The sequence below is a fragment of the Kribbella sp. NPDC049227 genome (genome assembly GCF_043197265.1).
Taxonomy (GTDB): domain Bacteria; phylum Actinomycetota; class Actinomycetes; order Propionibacteriales; family Kribbellaceae; genus Kribbella.
On sequence record NZ_JBICST010000011.1, the window covers coordinates 148,088 to 164,954 of the forward strand.

Annotated in this window: 17 protein-coding genes; 11 read left to right on the forward strand and 6 right to left on the reverse strand. The window is 68.3% G+C overall.

Annotated elements, in window-relative coordinates:
- Window positions 1-45: 45 nt before the first annotated feature.
- Complete coding sequence (locus ACGFH6_RS41620; protein WP_393396297.1) at window positions 46-642, reverse strand: TetR/AcrR family transcriptional regulator; 597 nt, start codon at window positions 640-642, stop codon at window positions 46-48.
- Between the two features lie 106 nt (window positions 643-748).
- Here ACGFH6_RS41620 and ACGFH6_RS41625 point away from each other — a divergent pair, with 106 nt between their 5' ends.
- The 5 genes from ACGFH6_RS41625 to ACGFH6_RS41645 all read left to right on the forward strand — a co-directional run bounded on the left by ACGFH6_RS41625 (window position 749) and on the right by ACGFH6_RS41645 (window position 6,946).
- Complete coding sequence (locus ACGFH6_RS41625) at window positions 749-1,744, forward strand: hypothetical protein (protein WP_393396299.1); 996 nt, start codon at window positions 749-751, stop codon at window positions 1,742-1,744.
- Window positions 1,745-1,927: 183 nt separating this feature from the next.
- Entirely contained in the window at window positions 1,928-3,316 is a 1,389-nt protein-coding gene (locus tag ACGFH6_RS41630; RefSeq protein ID WP_393396301.1) for an extracellular solute-binding protein, read from the forward strand.
- A 27-nt stretch (window positions 3,317-3,343) separates the two neighbouring features.
- Window positions 3,344-4,285, forward strand: coding sequence for a sugar ABC transporter permease (locus ACGFH6_RS41635; protein ID WP_360444609.1), 942 nt, complete (start codon window positions 3,344-3,346; stop codon window positions 4,283-4,285).
- Window positions 4,282-5,109 (forward strand): carbohydrate ABC transporter permease, encoded by an 828-nt coding sequence (locus ACGFH6_RS41640; RefSeq protein WP_393396304.1) that lies wholly within the window; start codon window positions 4,282-4,284, stop codon window positions 5,107-5,109. The genes ACGFH6_RS41635 and ACGFH6_RS41640 overlap by 4 nt, the downstream gene beginning before the upstream one ends.
- Before the next feature lie 328 nt (window positions 5,110-5,437).
- Window positions 5,438-6,946 (forward strand): carboxylesterase/lipase family protein, encoded by a 1,509-nt coding sequence (locus ACGFH6_RS41645; RefSeq protein WP_393396306.1) that lies wholly within the window; start codon window positions 5,438-5,440, stop codon window positions 6,944-6,946.
- Window positions 6,947-6,958: 12 nt separating this feature from the next.
- Here ACGFH6_RS41645 and ACGFH6_RS41650 read toward each other — a convergent pair whose 3' ends face one another.
- Window positions 6,959-7,855 carry a helix-turn-helix domain-containing protein gene (locus ACGFH6_RS41650; RefSeq protein WP_393396308.1) on the reverse strand — a complete coding sequence of 299 codons (897 nt, stop codon included), beginning with the start codon at window positions 7,853-7,855 and terminating at the stop codon, window positions 6,959-6,961.
- A 151-nt stretch (window positions 7,856-8,006) separates the two neighbouring features.
- Here ACGFH6_RS41650 and ACGFH6_RS41655 point away from each other — a divergent pair, with 151 nt between their 5' ends.
- Both ACGFH6_RS41655 and ACGFH6_RS41660 read left to right on the forward strand, forming a co-directional pair.
- Window positions 8,007-9,002, forward strand: a complete 996-nt coding sequence (locus tag ACGFH6_RS41655) for an aldo/keto reductase (RefSeq protein ID WP_393396310.1) — start codon at window positions 8,007-8,009, stop codon at window positions 9,000-9,002.
- A gap of 53 nt (window positions 9,003-9,055) precedes the next feature.
- Window positions 9,056-9,868 (forward strand): aldo/keto reductase, encoded by an 813-nt coding sequence (locus tag ACGFH6_RS41660; RefSeq protein WP_393396312.1) that lies wholly within the window; start codon window positions 9,056-9,058, stop codon window positions 9,866-9,868.
- Here ACGFH6_RS41660 and ACGFH6_RS41665 read toward each other — a convergent pair.
- Window positions 9,858-10,865 carry a hypothetical protein gene (locus ACGFH6_RS41665; protein WP_393396314.1) on the reverse strand — a complete coding sequence of 336 codons (1,008 nt, stop codon included), beginning with the start codon at window positions 10,863-10,865 and terminating at the stop codon, window positions 9,858-9,860. The genes ACGFH6_RS41660 and ACGFH6_RS41665 overlap by 11 nt on opposite strands.
- Before the next feature lie 154 nt (window positions 10,866-11,019).
- Here ACGFH6_RS41665 and ACGFH6_RS41670 point away from each other — a divergent pair, with 154 nt between their 5' ends.
- Genes ACGFH6_RS41670 through ACGFH6_RS41685 form a run of 4 tightly spaced genes read left to right on the forward strand, consistent with a single transcriptional unit; the run spans window position 11,020 to window position 13,730 of the window.
- Window positions 11,020-11,445, forward strand: coding sequence for a CBS domain-containing protein (locus ACGFH6_RS41670; RefSeq protein WP_131516222.1), 426 nt, complete (start codon window positions 11,020-11,022; stop codon window positions 11,443-11,445).
- 39 nt (window positions 11,446-11,484) lie between these two features.
- Entirely contained in the window at window positions 11,485-12,288 is an 804-nt protein-coding gene (locus ACGFH6_RS41675) for a DUF4190 domain-containing protein (protein WP_393396317.1), read from the forward strand.
- Window positions 12,289-12,313: 25 nt separating this feature from the next.
- Window positions 12,314-13,024 (forward strand): septum formation family protein, encoded by a 711-nt coding sequence (locus tag ACGFH6_RS41680; protein WP_393396319.1) that lies wholly within the window; start codon window positions 12,314-12,316, stop codon window positions 13,022-13,024.
- Between the two features lie 28 nt (window positions 13,025-13,052).
- Window positions 13,053-13,730 carry a hypothetical protein gene (locus ACGFH6_RS41685; RefSeq protein ID WP_393396321.1) on the forward strand — a complete coding sequence of 226 codons (678 nt, stop codon included), beginning with the start codon at window positions 13,053-13,055 and terminating at the stop codon, window positions 13,728-13,730.
- 1 nt (window position 13,731) lies between these two features.
- On the opposite strand, the gene ACGFH6_RS41690 is transcribed toward ACGFH6_RS41685, so the two are convergent.
- Genes ACGFH6_RS41690 through ACGFH6_RS41700 form a run of 3 tightly spaced genes read right to left on the reverse strand, consistent with a single transcriptional unit; the run spans window position 13,732 to window position 16,781 of the window.
- A complete protein-coding gene (locus ACGFH6_RS41690) occupies window positions 13,732-14,094 on the reverse strand; it encodes a DUF4190 domain-containing protein (protein ID WP_393396323.1) in 363 nt (120 codons plus the stop codon).
- A 54-nt stretch (window positions 14,095-14,148) separates the two neighbouring features.
- Window positions 14,149-15,498, reverse strand: coding sequence for a M16 family metallopeptidase (locus ACGFH6_RS41695; RefSeq protein ID WP_393396325.1), 1,350 nt, complete (start codon window positions 15,496-15,498; stop codon window positions 14,149-14,151).
- Window positions 15,495-16,781, reverse strand: a complete 1,287-nt coding sequence (locus ACGFH6_RS41700) for a M16 family metallopeptidase (RefSeq protein ID WP_393396327.1) — start codon at window positions 16,779-16,781, stop codon at window positions 15,495-15,497. Before ACGFH6_RS41700 ends, ACGFH6_RS41695 begins: the two co-directional genes overlap by 4 nt.
- Window positions 16,782-16,867: the final 86 nt, after the last annotated feature.

Consider the following 16,867-nt stretch of genomic DNA (forward strand, 5'->3'; position numbering starts at 1 on the left):
CAGGGTGCTGGACCGCCGCTCAGGGTGGGTGAAAGTCCACCCCTGCTAGGGGCGGAACAGAGCCTTCAGCCCGGCGGCGTAGGTGTCCGGGGTGACGTCGCCGATGAGCAGGCGCTGGAGCACGAAACCCGGCAGCATGCCGAACATGACCTGGGCGATGTACTTGGGATCGGTGTCCGGGTCGACGGTGCCGTCGGCCTGGGCCCGGCGTACGACGTCCTCGAAGTGCTCCCGGAGCAGCAGGTACTTGCCGCCGGCGATATCCAGGATGGCGGGGTTGTGCAGCGCCTCGGCCCACGCCTGGACCGCGACCCTGGTGACGTCGCCGCCGGGCCGTTCGGCGATGGTGACCGCGTGGTTGAGCGCCGCCTCCAGCGCGGCCAGCGGGGTCAGCGGGTGCTCGGTCGTGAGGATCTTCTCGAAAAGTTCGTCGACGGTGCCGAGGGCTTCCTCGGCGATGGCGGCGACGATCTCCTCCTTGCTCTTGAAGTAGCCGTAGACCGCACCGGCGGACAGGCCGGACTCACGGATCACGTCGGCCATCGTCGTCTTGTGGAAACCCTGCTCGACCACGCAGGTACGGGCCGCGGCGACGATCTGCGCCCGGCGCGCCAGGCGGTGTTCCTCAGTGACCTTCGGCATAGCGCGAACATAAAACGAATGTCCGTTCTTGACAAGCCGCCCCTCGGTGTTCCAGGCTCGAATCAATAAAGAACGATCATTCGGTTTTAATGAAGGAGTCCTCCTCATGTCCGCTGAGGTGCAGGGCGACCGCCGTCGGCCGCCTGTGGTCGCGGTCGTACTCATGCTGACCGCACTGCTCACTGTCCTGCTGATCGCGTTCGCCTGGCCGGCCGCACGGTCCGAACCGCGCAACGTCCCGCTCGCCGTGGCCGGTCCCGCGCCGGCCGTCGCCCAGGTCGAGAACGGTCTCGAGCAGGCGATGCCCGGTGGTTTCGAGGTCACCGCCGTACCGGATCGGGCCACCGCGGTGCAGAAGATCCAGGATCGGGACGTGTACGGCGCGATCGTGCTCGACCCGCAGCAGCCCGAGCTGCTGACCGCGTCAGCCGGTGCTCCCGCGGTGGCGCAGATCCTCACGCAGATGTCGGGCCGCTTGTCGCCGGACAACCCGCCAAGGGTGACCGACGTCGTACCGCTGCCGAAGGACGACCCGCGGGGTGCCGGTCTGGCTGCGGGTGCATTGCCTCTCGTGCTCGGTGGGATCATCGCGGCCGGCGCGCTGACCCAGTTGGTGCGATCGGGTCGGCGGCGCATGGTCGGTGCCCTCGTGTTCTCGATCACAGGCGGTCTCGCGCTGGCCGCCGTACTGCAGTACTGGCTCGGCTCGTTCGAAGGCAGCTATCTGGCCAACTCCGGCGTGATCGCCTTGTCGATCGCGGGCGTCAGCTTGACGCTGCTCGGTCTGGAGTGGCTGCTCGGTACGGCGGGGCTCGCGCTCGGGGCCGCGGTGATGATGTTGCTCGGTAACCCGCTGTCAGGTCTGACGAGTGCACCCGAGATGCTGCCGAGCGGATGGGGCGCTCTGGGTCAGCTCTTGCCGCCAGGTGCCGCGGGTACGGCGCTACGTTCGGTGAGCTTCTTCGACGGCGCCGGAGTCGGCCGGCCGCTGCTCGTCCTGGGTTGCTGGGTGGTCGCCGGGCTGCTGTTCTGTTCACTCGGCGCGATGAGGTCGCAGCGCGTCGTACACGCCCGTCGCGAGGCAAAGCCCGTGACTGTCTGAACAAAGCCCCGGCGCGGTGATCGGATTGTTACGGTCCGGTGGCCGCGTCGAGGCGTAGGGGCGGCGACAACGTTGTCTGTCAAGCATTGACTTCCCGGCCCCGGGCCTCCTACCGTCGCGACATTGACCGCTGGGTTTCGGTCGGGGTACCGGGATGACAACGATTGCCCGAAGGTGGACGTGATGACAAGGAAACGTTTCAAGGCAGCGGCCGCTGTGAGCGCGTTGCTGCTGCTGGCGGTCTCGGCCTGCAGCCAGGGGTCGACGACCAAGCAGCCGGAGGCGGGCGGCTCGCAGAGCGCCGGCCCGGCGCACATCAAGATCGCGTACCAGCAGTGGGGCCCGGGCGTGGTGATGAAGAACTTCCTCACCGGCGTCAAGGCCGAGTACGAGTCGGCCAACCCTGGTTCGACGGTCGAGATCCTGCCGATCGTTGCCAGCGAGAACGACTACTACACCAAGCTCCAGCTGATGATGCGGTCGCCGAACACCGCCCCGGACGTGGTGTACGAAGACACCTTCCTGATCAACTCCGACATCACCGCGGGCTACCTGCGGCCGCTCGACGACTACATCAAGAACTGGGACCAGTGGGGCCAGTTCGAGGACACCGCCAAGGGCGCCGCGAAGGCGCTGGACGGCAAGACGTACGGCATTCCGGACGGCACCGACACGCGCGCACTGTGGTACAACAAACAACTCTTCGCGAAGGCCGGGCTCCCCGCCGACTGGCAGCCTAAGAGCTGGGACGACGTCCTGTCGGCTGCTCGGACCATCAAGCAGAAGGTCCCCGGCGTCATCCCGATGAACGTGTACTCCGGCAAGCCGATGGGTGAAGCCTCGGCCATGCAGGGCTTCGAGATGCTGCTGTACGGCACCAAGGACACGCTGTACAACAACGACCAGCAGAAGTGGGTCGTCGGCAGCCAGGGCTTCAAGGACTCGCTGAACTTCGTCAAGACCGTCTACTCCGAGGGCCTCGGCCCGTCGCCGAAGCAGGCGCTCGACCCGAACATGGGCAGCAAGGTCGGCACCGAACTGCTGCCGGGCGGCAAGCTGGCGATCGCGCTGGACGGCTCCTGGATCTACGGCAACTGGCAGAAGACCGGTGCGAAGCCGTGGCCGCAGTGGACCGAGGTGCTCGGCCAGACCGCGATGCCGACCCAGGACGGCAGCGGCAAGGGCAAGGTCAGCCTCTCCGGCGGCTGGACCTGGGCGATCCCGGCCAAGTCGAAGAACCCCGACGCGGCCTGGAACCTGATCAAGACCCTGCAGACCCAGAAGAACGCGGCCAAGTACGCCACCGACGGCGCGCAGATCGCGGTCCGCAAGGACGTCGCCAGCGACGCCGGGTACAAGAGCTCCTCGAAGAGCACCCAGTTCTTCACCGACCTGGTCTCCGTCACCGTGTACCGCCCGGCGTACGCCGAGTACCCGAAGGTCTCCAACGAGATCATCACCGCGATGGAGGCGGTGATGACCGGCCAGTCCTCGCCGGATGATGCCGCGAAGACGTACGACGAAGCAGTCGAAGGCATCGTCGGCAAGGACAAGACCACTCAGGGCCAGTAACCCCGGCCCGGCGAAGGAATCTCCCCTGTGACGACGACTGTCGCTCCCACTTCGGCCGCGTCCGCTCCTCCCGGCAAGTCCGCCGGGAAGAGCGGGCGGCCGAAGGCCGCGAAGCTGTTCCGGATGTTGCCACTGAGCCCGGCGATCGGGTTGATGCTGGTCTTCCTGGCCGGCCCGATCATCTACTGCCTGTACGCCGCGTTCACCAACATGGCGTTGACCGGCACAGGCGCGGCGAACGTGAAGTTCGTCGGCCTGGACAACTTCCGTAAGGCCTTCGGCAGCGGCGCGTTCACGAACGCGATCTGGCTGACCCTGGTGTTCACGCTGATCTCCGCGATCATCGGCCAGAACACACTCGGGCTCGGCCTGTCGCTGCTGATGCGCCGGTCCACGAAGGTGGTCCGCAACTTCGTCGGGACCGCGGTCATCGGTGCGTGGGTGCTGCCCGAGGTGGTGGCGGCGTACCTGCTCAGCGCGTTCTTCAACGACGAGGGCACGCTGAACGTGATGCTGCACGCGGTCGGCCTGCCCGGCCAGGACTGGTTGTACGCGGCACCGATCATCGCGGTGTCGCTGGCCAACATCTGGCGCGGTACGGCGTTCTCGATGCTCGTGTACTCCGCCGCGTTGAGCGAAGTACCCAAGGAGATCGAGGAGTCCGCCGAGATGGACGGCGCCTCCGGCTGGCGGCGGCTGCTGTTCGTCACGCTGCCGATGATCAGCCGGGCGGTCATGACCAACCTGATGCTGATCACGCTGCAGACGCTGAGCGTCTTCGGCCTGATCTACGCGATGACCCGCGGCGGCCCGGGCACGAAGAGCCAGACGTTGCCGCTGTACATGTACGAGCAGGCGTTCAGCTTCTCCCAGATCGGCTACGGTACGGCGATCGCTCTGGTGATGCTCGCGATCGGCGCGGTCTTCTCGCTGATCTACCTGCGTGGACTCAACTCGGAGGCAGCGTGATAGCCCGCGACCGGATCAGCAAGCTGGCCGCCAACCTGGTGTTGCTGGCGATCGGCGTGCTGTTCGTACTGCCGTTGCTGTGGGTGCTGTTCGCGTCGATCAACCGGACCGCGGGTCTGCGGGTCGAGTTCCCGACGCATCCGACGCTCGGCAACTTCAAGGCGGTGCTGAACACAGACACGACGTACCGGCCGGTGCTCAACGGCATCGTGCTGTGTGGTGGTGCGGCCCTGCTGACGATGATCTGTGCGGTACTGGCGGCGTACCCGCTGTCCCGCTTCAAGTCGAAGTTCAACCGGCCGTTCCTGCTGACCGTCCTGTTCTGCACCGGGCTGCCGATCACCGCCGTCATGGTGCCGGTCTACGGCCTGTTCGTGCAGCTGAACCTGGTGGACACGCTCGGCGGCACGATCATGTTCATGGCGACGGCTTCGCTGCCGTTCGCGATCTGGCTGACCAAGACGTTCATGGACGGCGTACCGATCTCGCTCGAGGAAGCGGCCTGGGTGGACGGTGCCGGCAACATGCAGGCGCTGGCACGGATCGTGCTGCCGCTGATGTGGCCCGGGATCGCGGTGGTGCTGATCTTCACCTTCATCGGCATGTGGGGGAACTTCTTCGTCCCGTTCATGTTGTTGCTGTCGCCCGAACGCTTGCCGGCCTCGGTCAGCATCTTCACGTTCTTCGGGCAGTACGGCGAGCCGAACTACGGGCAACTGGCGGCGTACTCCCTCATCTACACGATGCCGGTCCTCCTCCTGTACCTCCTCCTCAGCAAGAAGCTAGGCGGCGCATTCGCCCTCGGCGGCGCCATCAAGGGCTAAAACACCGCGCGCAAAGGACCCCGCTTCGCGGCGGCTGTCCTTTGGCCGCCTTCGGCGGCGTGTGCGGAGTGGGGTCACGTGCTGGTGTGGTTGGCGCGGGTGGTGTGGTTGTGTGTGTCGGTTCGCCGAGCTCCTTGGATCCGGAGGGCAACTGCCGGGGTGACAGCCGATCGGCGTGGCGCGCGCCATCTTCCGGGCGCTACAAGAGTGCGGCATCGCGGTGGAGCCCGGGTGCGTTGTAAATGGTTGGCCGGTGTCTTGACGTGGTGGGACGATCCGCGAATCGGGTGGTTGTGTGCTCTGCCCGGTTCTTCGGAGGGAGACCGTCGTGACAGTCGGCGCGGGGCCTGAAGTTCGTGCGAGGGCTGGGGTGCTGCGTGGTGGGTGGGCGGCGGGGGTGGCGGTCTTTCGGGGTGTGCCGTATGCCGAGCCGCCTGTGGGGGAGCTTCGGTTTGCGGCGCCGCGGGCTGTGGGTGGTTGGACGGGGGTGCGGGCGGCGGACTCGTACGGGCCGCCGCCTCCGCAGGCCGGTGTGCTGGCGATGGGTGCGCGCCCGGAGGAGGGTGCGGGCGACGACTGGCTTTCGGTGAACGTGTGGTCGCCGGATCCGGCGCCGGGGGCCGGTTTGCCTGTGCTGGTGTGGATTCCTGGCGGCGGGTATGCGGTGGGGACGTCGAGTCTTCCGGAGTTCGATGGTGGTCGGCTGGCTGCCGGCGGTGTGGTCGTGGTGACGCTCAACTATCGGCTGGGCGTCGAAGGGTTCGTGCAGATCGACGGCGCGCCTGCCAACCGGGGTCTGCTCGACCAGGTTGCCGCGCTGGAGTGGGTGCGCGACAACATCCGGGGCTTCGGCGGCGACCCGGATCGGGTGACGGTCTTCGGCCAGTCGGCGGGTGGCGGATCGGTCGCCGCGCTGCTGGCCATGCCGCGAGCGGCCGGGCTGTTCCGTCGGGCCGTCGCACAGAGCGTGCCCGGGACGTTCTTCTCGCCCGAGCTCGCCGCCGACATCGCCGTCGCCTGCGCCGCCGAATTGGAGGTGCGGCCAACGATGGCCGATCTGTCCGCCGTGGATCCGTCTCTGTTGTCCGCCGCGGGCGACGCCGTGTTCGCGAAGATGGATGAGTGGAAGGACCGTTGGGGCCCGATCACCTACCGGCGGATCCCGTACGCTCCCGTGGTCGACGGCGACGTACTCCCGGCGACGCCGTGGGAGGCTTTGGCCAACGGTGCCGGCCGGGACGTCGATCTGCTGATCGGGCATGTCCGTGACGAGCACCGGCTGTTCAGCCTGATCGAGGGCGTGCTGGGCCAGGTGACCGAGGAACAGGCCGAGACCGCGCTGCGCACCCTCGCCCCGGACGGCGCACGCAGCTACCGCGAGGCGTTCCCGGTCGCCGGCCCGGAGGAGCTCTATGAATTGGTCAACTCCGACTGGCTGTTTCGCATGCCGACGCTCCACCTCGCCCAGGCGCACGCCGCCTCGGGTGGACGCACCCACCTCTACGAGCTGACCTGGCCCGCGCCAGGCTTGGGCGGCGGACTCGGTGCCTGCCACGGCCTCGACGTACCCCTCGTCTTCGGCAACCTGAGCAGCGGCCAGCCCGCCTTCCTGATCGGCGATCCCCCGTCCGCGGAGGCGGAGGCGCTGTCCGCACGGATCCGCGCCGCCTGGACGGCGTTCGCCACCGACGGCGACCCCGGCTGGCCGACGTACGACGACCAGCGGCTCGTCCAACTCCTCGACACCGAACCAGCAGTCACCACCTACCCGGAGGAAGCCTCCCGCCTCCTGTGGCAGCACCACACTTTCCCAGCCCTCCCACTGATCGACCGGTGACGATCGAAGGCTTCACGCAGTACCGGAAGCCGGTTGCTCTCGTGCGGTAGCGCTCGAAATCCAGCTGCCGAGGAGGTTGAGGGCGTCGGCGGATGGTGAGACTGGTTCGGGGGTGTAAGCGGTCAGGGTGAGGCCGGCATCGGCGGACAGTTCCATGGCTTCGAAGTCGACGGTGAGTTCGCCGACGACGGGGTGGCGGAAGGACTTGGTGCCGGTGCGGTGGAGGCGGACGTTCTGGTCGGCCCAGCGGGTGCGGAAGTCGTCGCTGCGGGTGCTGAGTTCGCCGATCAGGTCGGTGAGGTCCTTGTTGTACGGATCGCGCCCGGCCTCGGTGCGCAGGATGGCGACGTTGGTGTTGGCGGACAAGGCCCAGTCGGGGTAGAAATCGCGGGCGCCGGGGTCGAGGAAGCCGAATCGGGCGAAGTTCGGTGCTTGGCCGGGAGCGTTGACGGCGCTGTCGAAGACCGGTGCGAACAGAGCCCGGCCGAGTGCGTTGGCGGCGAGGATGTCGAGGCGGCCGTTGCGGACGAGCGCGGGGGTGGCCGCCATGCCGTCGAGGATCCGCTGAACGGCGGGCCGGACTCGCCGTGCGGGTTCCCGGCGAGGAGTCCGGCTGCTGGAGTTCGCGGTGCGGGCGAGATCGAACAGGTACGTACGTTCGGCTTCGTCGAGCTGAAGGGCGTCGGAGATGGAGTGCAGCACACTCTCGGAGACACCGGAGATGTTGCCCTTCTCGATCCGCGCGTAGTAGTCGACGCTGAGTCCGGCCAGCAGCGCCACTTCCTCGCGACGCAGGCCCGGCACGCGCCGATTGCCCCCGTAGTGCTGCAGGCCAGCCTGCTCCGGGGTGACCTTCCCCCGCCGGCTGACGAGGAAGTCGCGCGCCTGCTTCCGGTTCTCGGTGCCCATGCCTTCCAGCGTACGAACCCGGTGGCCGGTGAGGGGGGTTCTGTCGGAACCCGGTTCAGCCCGACCTCCCGCGCAGCGATCGATCCGCGTTGACTGAACGCCGTACGGCGCAGGTCCCGGGCAGCCAACCAGCACATCAGGAGAACAGACCATGCACGAACGCACCCTTGGCACTGGCGGCCTGACGGTCTCGGCCGTTGGGCTCGGTTGTATGACGATGACCGGCGGCTACTCCGGCCGGCCCGACCGGCCGGAGATGATCAGACTGCTGCACGCCGCCGTGGATCGCGGTGTCACCTTCTTCGACACCGCGGAGATCTACGGCCCGCACGCGAACGAGGAGCTCGTCGGCGAGGCGCTCGCGCCGTACCTGGACCGCGTGACCATCGCGACGAAGTTCGCGTCCGACATCGACCCGGTGGAACGCAAGCCGCGAGGCCGGATGCTGCGCCCCGAGGAGCTCGCCGGCGTCGTCGAGGGCTCGCTGCGGCGGCTCGGAGTCGACGCGATCGACCTCTACTACCAGCATCGGGTCAATCCGGACGTTCCGATCGAGGAGTTCGCCGGGGCGGTGAAGGAGCTGATCGAGGCCGGCAAGGTCAAGCGTTACGGGATGTCCGAGGCAGCGGCCGGCACGATCCGTCGCGCCCACGCCGTACAGCCGGTGACAGCGGTCCAGAGCGAGTACTCACTGTGGTGGCGACGTCCTGAGCAGGAGGTCCTGGCCACGTGCGAAGAACTCGGCATCGGGTTCGTGCCTTTCAGCCCACTCGGCAAGGGATTCCTCACCGGAACCCTCAGTCCGTCGAGCAGTTTCGACAAGGACAACGACCTGCGGGCACGCATTCCGCGCTTCGGGGCCGACGCCCTGCAGCACAACATCGCCATGGTCGAGCTCGTGCGATCCTTCGCGACCGCGAAGGAGGTGACGCCTGCGCAGATCGCGCTCGCGTGGCTGCTCGCGCAGGAGCCGTGGATCGTCCCGATTCCCGGCACGACCAAGCTGCATCGGATGGAGGAGAACATCGCCGCCGCCGACGTCACACTGTCCACCGACGAGTTGGCTCAGCTCACCGAGGCGTCGGCGCAGATCGAGATCGAGGGTGGCCGCTACCCGGACGAACTCGAGGCCCAGACCAACCTGTAGCCGATCCGTCGTACTGTCGCTCTCGGCAGACGACATGGTTGGTTGGAGGCGCGGTGGTGGAGCTTGTCGGGCGGGTTGGGCTTGGGGTCGCCGGGGTGTCGATGGTTGCTCGGGATCGGGCCGCTGACCTTGCGATGATCCGGGCCGGGATCGCTGCAGGTACGGCGATTCTCGACACCGCGCGGGCGTACGCCCAGGTCGATGCGCCGTTGTACGGCGAGGAGCTGGCGGCGGAAGCGGCTCGCGGTACGGGCGTGATCGTCGGGACGAAGGGCGGCCATTCGCGGACGGGCGCGAGCACGTGGGACGCGGACATCAGCGCCGGCCGGATCCGGTCGGACGTGGAGACGAGTCTGCGGGTGTTCGGAGGCGAGCGTCTCGAGCTGTACTACCTGCACAGGGTCGACCTCGCCGAACAGCCTGTCGAAGAGGGCATGTCGGCTCTGGCGGCCCTTCGCGACGAAGGCAAGCTGGCAAGGATCGGTCTGTCGAACGTCACCGTGGCCGATCTCGAACGCGCGACCGCGATCGCTCGGGTTGACGCCGTACAGAACCTGCACAGTGCGATGGGACGCGAGTCCGCCGAGGTCCTCGCGTGGTGCGAAGCCGGCCAGGTGCCGTTCTTCGCCTACTCGCCGCTGCGCTCGTCGGCCACTGCGCCACGGCTGGCGGCGATGGCAGCCGCACGCGGCGTCTCCCGGCAACGCCTGCAACTGCGCGCCCTGCTCGCATCGTCTCCCGTCCTGTCGGTGATCTCGGGCGCAACCCGCCCCGAGACCGTCCTCGATTCGCTCGCCGCCGAGTCCGAGCCTTGGGACGAAGACCTCCAGACCGCCTACGACGAAGACCTTGCGATCACGGCTTAGGCGGTGTGAGCGCCTCCAGGCGTTGGTGCAGGGTCCGGAGGGTGTCGGCGGAGTCGGTGCGGATCGCTTCGGGGATTTCGTCGAGCACCTGCCAGTACTCGAGTTTGTCGGTGAAGGTCCATTCCAGTTGGAAGCACGCGACCCAGGCGCGGGCCGAACACACGAGGATCCGGAAGGCCCAGACCATGCGTTCGTTGTCGTCGGCCGGCGCCGCATCCGCGAGCGCCTTGAGCACACCCTTGTGGGCCTCGGCCGCGACCGTGGCGGGCTCGCGTTCGTGCCAGGCGTCGCGCAGCGCCGCCGTTGAGCGTTCGAGCGCGAACGCGACCAGCGCGCCGACCCCGGTCTGAATCATCGCGTCCAGTTGCGGGTCGCCCGCGACCAACTCGGACACCGACTGCGACCCGACGGCGGTGCCGAGCACCAGGAAGAGTCTGACGATGAAGCTGAACAGCCGGCTGAGGCGCGAGTGGTCCTTGGTGATCTCGATGTGCTGCAGCTGCGCACGGAGCTGCTTGATGGCTCGCAGCGCCGTACGACGATCCGCGCGCGACCGGCGGGTGGCGAGCACGAGGATGTCGTCGATCTCGTCGGCCGGGATGCCGAGCAGATCCGCCACGTCCGCGAACGGCAGCTCGGCCAGCAACGCGGCCGCGGCCGTCCCCTGAGTGGCCTTCTTGGTCTGACGCCGGGACCGCTTCGGCTCGCCGGCCTCGATCCGTTCGGCTACGAGGTCGAGCAGGTCGTCCAGCCCCCGGACGACATCCTGCAGCGCGGTGTCCGCCGTTTTCCAGCGGTAGCTGGCGAGTGCGCTCGTACGCCGGAAGTCGTCCTGCACCACCTGCTGCAGCTCCTCCGGCCACCCGGCGACCGCAACCTCCGGCGGCTCCTCGAACGCCGGCAAGTCCGTTGCCCCAGGAACAAAAGGTGGCGCACCGGCCTCGGAGCGCCCAACCTCTTCGTTCCTCTTCCCCTGGCCCGGCACGATGAAGCTCACCCCCCAACCTTACGTGCGCGGGCAGCTCACGCCGGGGCAGATTCCTGTTACCGGTTGTCCATCGTTGTCACGGGGCGTGACAGGCGAGGGCTGCCGGATCGAGGTGGATTTCGCTACCTTGGGGTATTGGTCCTTCGATCCTGCAGGAGGCTCCGTGAAGATCAACGACGTACTGCGCGGCAAGGGCAACCAGGTCGTCACCATCTCCCCAGAAGCCACTGTCACCGAACTGCTCGCACTGCTGGCCGAACACAACATCGGCGCGGTCGTGGTCAGCCCGGACGGGTCGTCGGTGGCCGGCATCGTCTCCGAGCGCGACATCGTCCGGCTGTGGAACGGCACCCCGGAGGCGGGCGACGTCCGGGTCAGCGCGATCATGACCGCCGAGGTCCGCACCTGTACGCCGGACGAACTGATCGACAACCTGATGCGGCTGATGACCGAGCACCGGATCCGGCACGTGCCGGTCGTGGTCGACGGGGCCCTGTCCGGACTGGTCAGCATCGGTGACGTGGTGAAGTCCCGGATCGGCGAGCTCGAGTTCGAGCGGGAGCAGCTGTCCAACTACATCTCCAGCTGATCGACCGGGAAGCCCCCGGCGGGGGACTACAGTCCGTGCATGGATCCGAGACATCCCACGGACGGTGACTCCGGTACGCCGTCCTCCGGGCAGCCCCCGCACGGCGGCACACCGCAACAACCCCCGTACGGCGGATCACCGCAGCGGAACCCGTACGGCACACCGCAGCAGCCCGGCTACCCGGGCCAACCGCCGTACCAGGGCCAGCCATACCCCGGACCCCAGTACGGCGGGCAGCCGCCGTACCCCGGCATGCCCGGTCCCGGGCCGTACCCGGGGCAGCCGCAGAAGACGAGTGTGCCGGCGATCCTGTCGCTGATCTTCGGGGTGCTCGGCGGCATCCTGATCAGCGTCATTCTCGGCATCGTCGCGCTGACCCAGATCCCGAAGAAAGGCCAGAAGGGCAAAGGTCTGGCGATCGCCGGGCTGGCGGTCTCCGGTCTCTGGCTGGTCGGCATCGTGGTCGCGATCGCCGTGTTCGGTGACGGTGAGCCGGATCGGGACGCCTCCGGACAGGTCACCACGACGCAGAACACCCGACCGGACAAGCTCCGGGTCGGCGACTGCGTGAGCGAGATCAACGAGGGCGAGGTCGCGAACATCAAGGTCGTCCCGTGCGATCAGCCGAACGGCGGCAAGGTGTTCGCCGTCTTCGACCTGCCGGCGGGGGACTGGCCGGGACTGACCGCGGTCCAGACGGCGGCCGAGAACGGCTGCACCACCCGCTGGAAGGCGTCGAAGCAGCAGGCTTCCGCGGATTCCAGCATCTTCTACCTGCACCCGACCGAGGACGGCTGGAGCCTGGGCGACCGCGGCACCACCTGCCTGCTCACACCGAAGTAGGAACAACACGCTCCTGGGGGGAGACATGAGTGATCCGCGAGAGCCGAAGTTCCCGGAGTACGCCGCCCGACCGCCGGCCGAGACCGGCGGCGCGAAGTGGGACCGCGGTCCGCGACGCAAGCGCGGCGGGGACGGCCCCCTGCTGAACATGCGGCCGATCGAAGGGCTACCTCCGGGTGGGAGCAGCACGTTGGCGATCGTGGCGCTGGTCTTCGGCTGCCTCGGCGCTGTCCTGCTCAGCATCCCGATGGCGATCGCCGCGCTGGTTCGGATCGCGGGCCGTAACCAGGCCGGGAGGGGCAAGGCGATCGCCGCCTTGGCGGTGTCCGGGCTGTGGATCGTGGGCATCGTGGTGTGGGTTGCCGAAACCGACGGCGAGTCGCCGGATCGGGATGTGGCGTCGGGGCCGGTGACGACGGCTCGGACCACGCGACCGCAGGAGCTCAAGGTCGGCGACTGCGTGGCGAACCTGGAGGAAGGGTCCGTCAAGCAGGTCACCGTGGCGCCCTGCGATCAGCCGAACGGTGGGCGGGTGTTCGCCCTGTTCGTCTTGCCGGCGGGGCCGTGGCCCGGGCAGGAGCCAGTCCAGCAGAAGGTGAAGGACGGGTGCTGGGATCGATGGTCCGCTTCGACGGGGCAGGCCGATCAGCTGTCGAACATCTTCGTCCTGGGACCGACTGAGCAGACCTGGCGGTTGGGGGACCGAGGCGTCACCTGTCTGCTCACACCGAGGTAGGAACACAACAAACTCCTGGGGGGAGACCATGAATCATCCGCGAGAGCCGAAGTTCCCCGAATACAGTGCCCGGCCGCCGGCCGGGAACCCGGAACCGGAACCCGGCCCGCCACAGCCGTTCCCGACCATGCCGCCGGTCTCGGCGGGGCTCAGGCCGACCAACCGGAAGGCGGTGCTGTCGCTCGTCCTCGCCGTCCTCGGGCTTGTCCCGGTCAGCATCCCGCTCGGGATCAAGGCGATCGACCAGGCGAAGAAGAGAGGCGAGCAGGGTGCGCGGATCGCGATCACCGGGTTCGTGATCGCTGCCGTCTGGACGTCCGTGGACCTGAGGATCCTCAATCATTTCCTGGACCGGATCGATCCGGACTCAGCGGCGCACACGGCGCGTGAGCCGGTTGGGCCGGGGAGCAAGCTCGAGGTCGGTGACTGTGTCGAGGACCTGCCGCAGGGAGAGGTCAAGGACGTTGTCGTGAAGCCGTGCGACGAGCCCAACGGCGGCCGGGTGTTCGCCCGGTTCGCGGTGCCGGACGGTCCGTGGCTCAGCGACGAGGCGATGAGCAAGCCGGCGGAGGACGGATGCTGGAACCGGTGGATCGCCTCGAAGGAACAGGTCGATCGGCCGTCGCACGTCTACGTCCTGCGGCCGAGTCAGGACGGCTGGCAGAAGGGCGACCGGACTGTCACCTGTCTGATCGTGCCGCAGTGAGTCAGGCGGCGGCCAGGACCATGATGACCATGGCCACCAGGAACAGCAGGCCGATGGCCAGGAGAGCGGTGCCGATCATGCCGCAGACCTGGCCGGCCTGGGCCATGCCCCGGTTGTTGTAGACGCCAGGGGAGGCGTCGATCTCGGCAAGGGCCTGGTTGCCGAGCCACCAGGCCACCGGCGAGAGGAACACGAAGCCGGTGCAGAGCGCGATCGCGCCGAGGACCAGCGAGACGGTGGCCTGCGAGTGGTCCTGCAGGATGCCGTACGCCGGCCGGTCCGGGAAACCAGGCTGGACCGGGTACGCCGGCCAGAAGGTGTGCGTGCGGTCCGTCGCGTCGGTGGGACGTTCGGCGAACGACATCATCGTGCTCCTCTACTCAGGGCCGGGCGCTGAGCAGAGGAGCAACGGTCCTCCTCAGCTCACGTCGATCAGTTCACCCAGGTCCAGCCCGGCGAGCTGGGGACGAACTTCCTTGGCTTCCCCTACGACGACGACCAGTAGCCCGTCGGTTCCCACATACCGCCGGTACGCCTCGGTGGCCTCAGCCGCGGTGGTGGCGGCGATCTGGGTCAGGTAGGTGTCGGCGAAGTCGATCGGTACGCCGTTCGCGATGTTGCTGCCGACCTGCTGGGCGACGGAATCGGCCTGCTCGTACCGCAGCGGGGCGGTCCGGATCAGGCTGTCCTTCGCCTCCTGGACCTCCTGCTCGGTCAGCCCGTCGCGGGCCTCCCGCAGGATCCGCAGTGCGTCACTGATCGCGGCACCGGTCACCTCGGTGCGGACGGCGCCACCGAGGCTGAAGGTCCCACCCTTGCGCGGCGCCGCGAAGCTGGTCCGCGTGCCGTAGGTGTAGCCCTTCTCCTCGCGCAGCACGGTGTCCACCCGGGAGGTGATCGTGCCGCCGACGACGTGGTTCGCGACCGCGGCCGCACCCCACGCGGGGTCGCGACGGTCCGGTCCGGCGCAGCCGATCAGCAGCTGGCTCTGGACCGATCCAGGCCGGTCGACCAGCACGACGCGGTTGCCCACGAGGTACAGCGGCTCCGGCGTCTCCAGCGCGGGACCGGCGGTCGACGTCCAGCCACCGAAGGCCTCGTCGACGATGCCGGCCACGTCGACGCCGGTCGCGTCGCCCGCGAACAGCAGCTGCGCGCGCTCCGGGCCGATGTTGCGGCGGTAGAAGTCGGCGACCTGCGTGTTGGTCAGTGGGCGGATCGTGTCCGGGGTGCCCGCGGTCGGCCGGGACCGCCGCGTCGACGGGTCGAACAGGTGGCCCGAGAAGGCCTCACGGGCCCGGTAGCCGGCGTTCGCGCGCTCCTGGTTGATCTCGCCGAGCCGGATCGTCACGTGCCGGCCGACGTCGGCCTGATTGAACGCGGGCCGGGTGACCGCCTCCGCGAGCAGCTGGACCGCCGGCGCCAGGTGCGACACCGGGACCGAGATCTCCACGTGCAGAGCGTCCGAGCTGACATCTACGCCGTACGCCGCTCCGTGCCGCTCCAGGGCGGCCGCGAACTCGTTGGCCGAACGCAGTTCGGTGCCCTCGTCGAGGGTGCGGGACATGATCGTGGCGACGCCCTCGAGCTCCCGCGGTTCGGCGATCAGCGGCATCGCGATCGTCACGCGGACCGTGGCGACGTACTGGCCGGGGCGATCGAAGACGTGCACCGGTGAGCCGGAGCTGGTCGTCGTCGTGGTGGCCTCGGGGAACGTCCACGGGCGCGGCGCACCGACGGCCGGTGGGGTGGTCAGAACCTGGTTCATGCCTGCTCTCCTGCGTTCTCCGACCGGCGGTAAGCGACCTGCACACGTCCGGCGGCGCGGATCCACTGCGCCGCGGCCGCCTGCACCTGCTCCACGGTCACTGCACGGACCTGATCGATCCGGGTGTTGATCCGGTTCGGGTCGCCGAACAGCAGCGCGTGGTGGGAGATCTCGTCGGCCCGCCCGGCGCAGGTGGACAACTGCTCCAGCCAGTCCCGCTCCGCCTGTGCCTGCACGGTCGCCAGTTCGTCCTCGGTGACGCCGTTCTCGGCGAGCTTCTCGACCTCCTCGAGCAGCGCGTCCTCGACCTTCTGCAGGTCCACGCCGTCGGAGGCGATGCCGGTCAGCGTACCGAACGACACCCCGCCGATCAGCGGCAGCGCACCGCCCGAGACCGACTGCGCGATCTGCTCGTCGCGGACGAGCCGCCGGTTCAGCCGGCCGCTCTGCCCGGCGGCGAGGACGTCGAGCGCGAGCCCGGCCGCGTCCAGCTCCGGCGTCCCGTCCATGGGCACCCGGAACATCATCGTGATCAGGTCGGACGGTACGTCGGAGACGACGTCGTCGCGGTGGACCTCGGTGAGCGGCCCGATCGTGCCGTCCGGGGCGGCCGGCGGCCGCGGGATCGCCGGCAGGTGGCCGAAGTACCGCTTGGCGGCGTCGAACGCGTCCTCCACCGAGACGTCGCCGACGATCGTCAGGACCGCGTTGTTCGGGCCGTAGTACTTGCGGAAGAACGCGTGCACGTCCTCCACCGACGCCGCGTCCAGGTCGGCCATCGAGCCGATCGTCATGTGCGCGTACGGGTGGTCCGCGGGGAAGGCGAGCCGGACCAGCCGCTCGTACGAGTCGCCGTACGGGCGGTTGTCGTAGCTCTGCCGCTTCTCCTCCTTGACCACGTCGCGCTGGTTGTCCAGGTTCTCCTGGTTGACCGCGTCGAGCAGGTAACCCATCCGGTCCGCCTCGAGCCACAGGGCGAGGTCCAGGCCGCCGCTGGGCAGTGACTCGAAGTAGTTCGTCCGGTCGAAGAACGTGCTCGCGTTCAGACTGGCACCGGCGTTCTCCAGCAGGCTGAAGTGCTGACCGGAGGCGACGTTGCGCGATCCCTGGAACATCAAGTGCTCGAACAGGTGCGCGAACCCGGTCAGCCCCGTCGGCTCGTGGCGCGATCCGACGTCGTACCAGAGGTTCACCGCGACGATCGGGACGGCGCGGTCCGAGCTGACGACGACGCGTAAGCCGTTGTCCAGCGTCTGCTCCGCGATGGGGTAGGTCAAGGGCATGCCGCCACCCTACGTGGTCCGGAAATTCTCCGCCGGTGGTGTCGATCCGCGCAGGGGTCGCGCATCGGAGTGGTGAATGCTGGAAC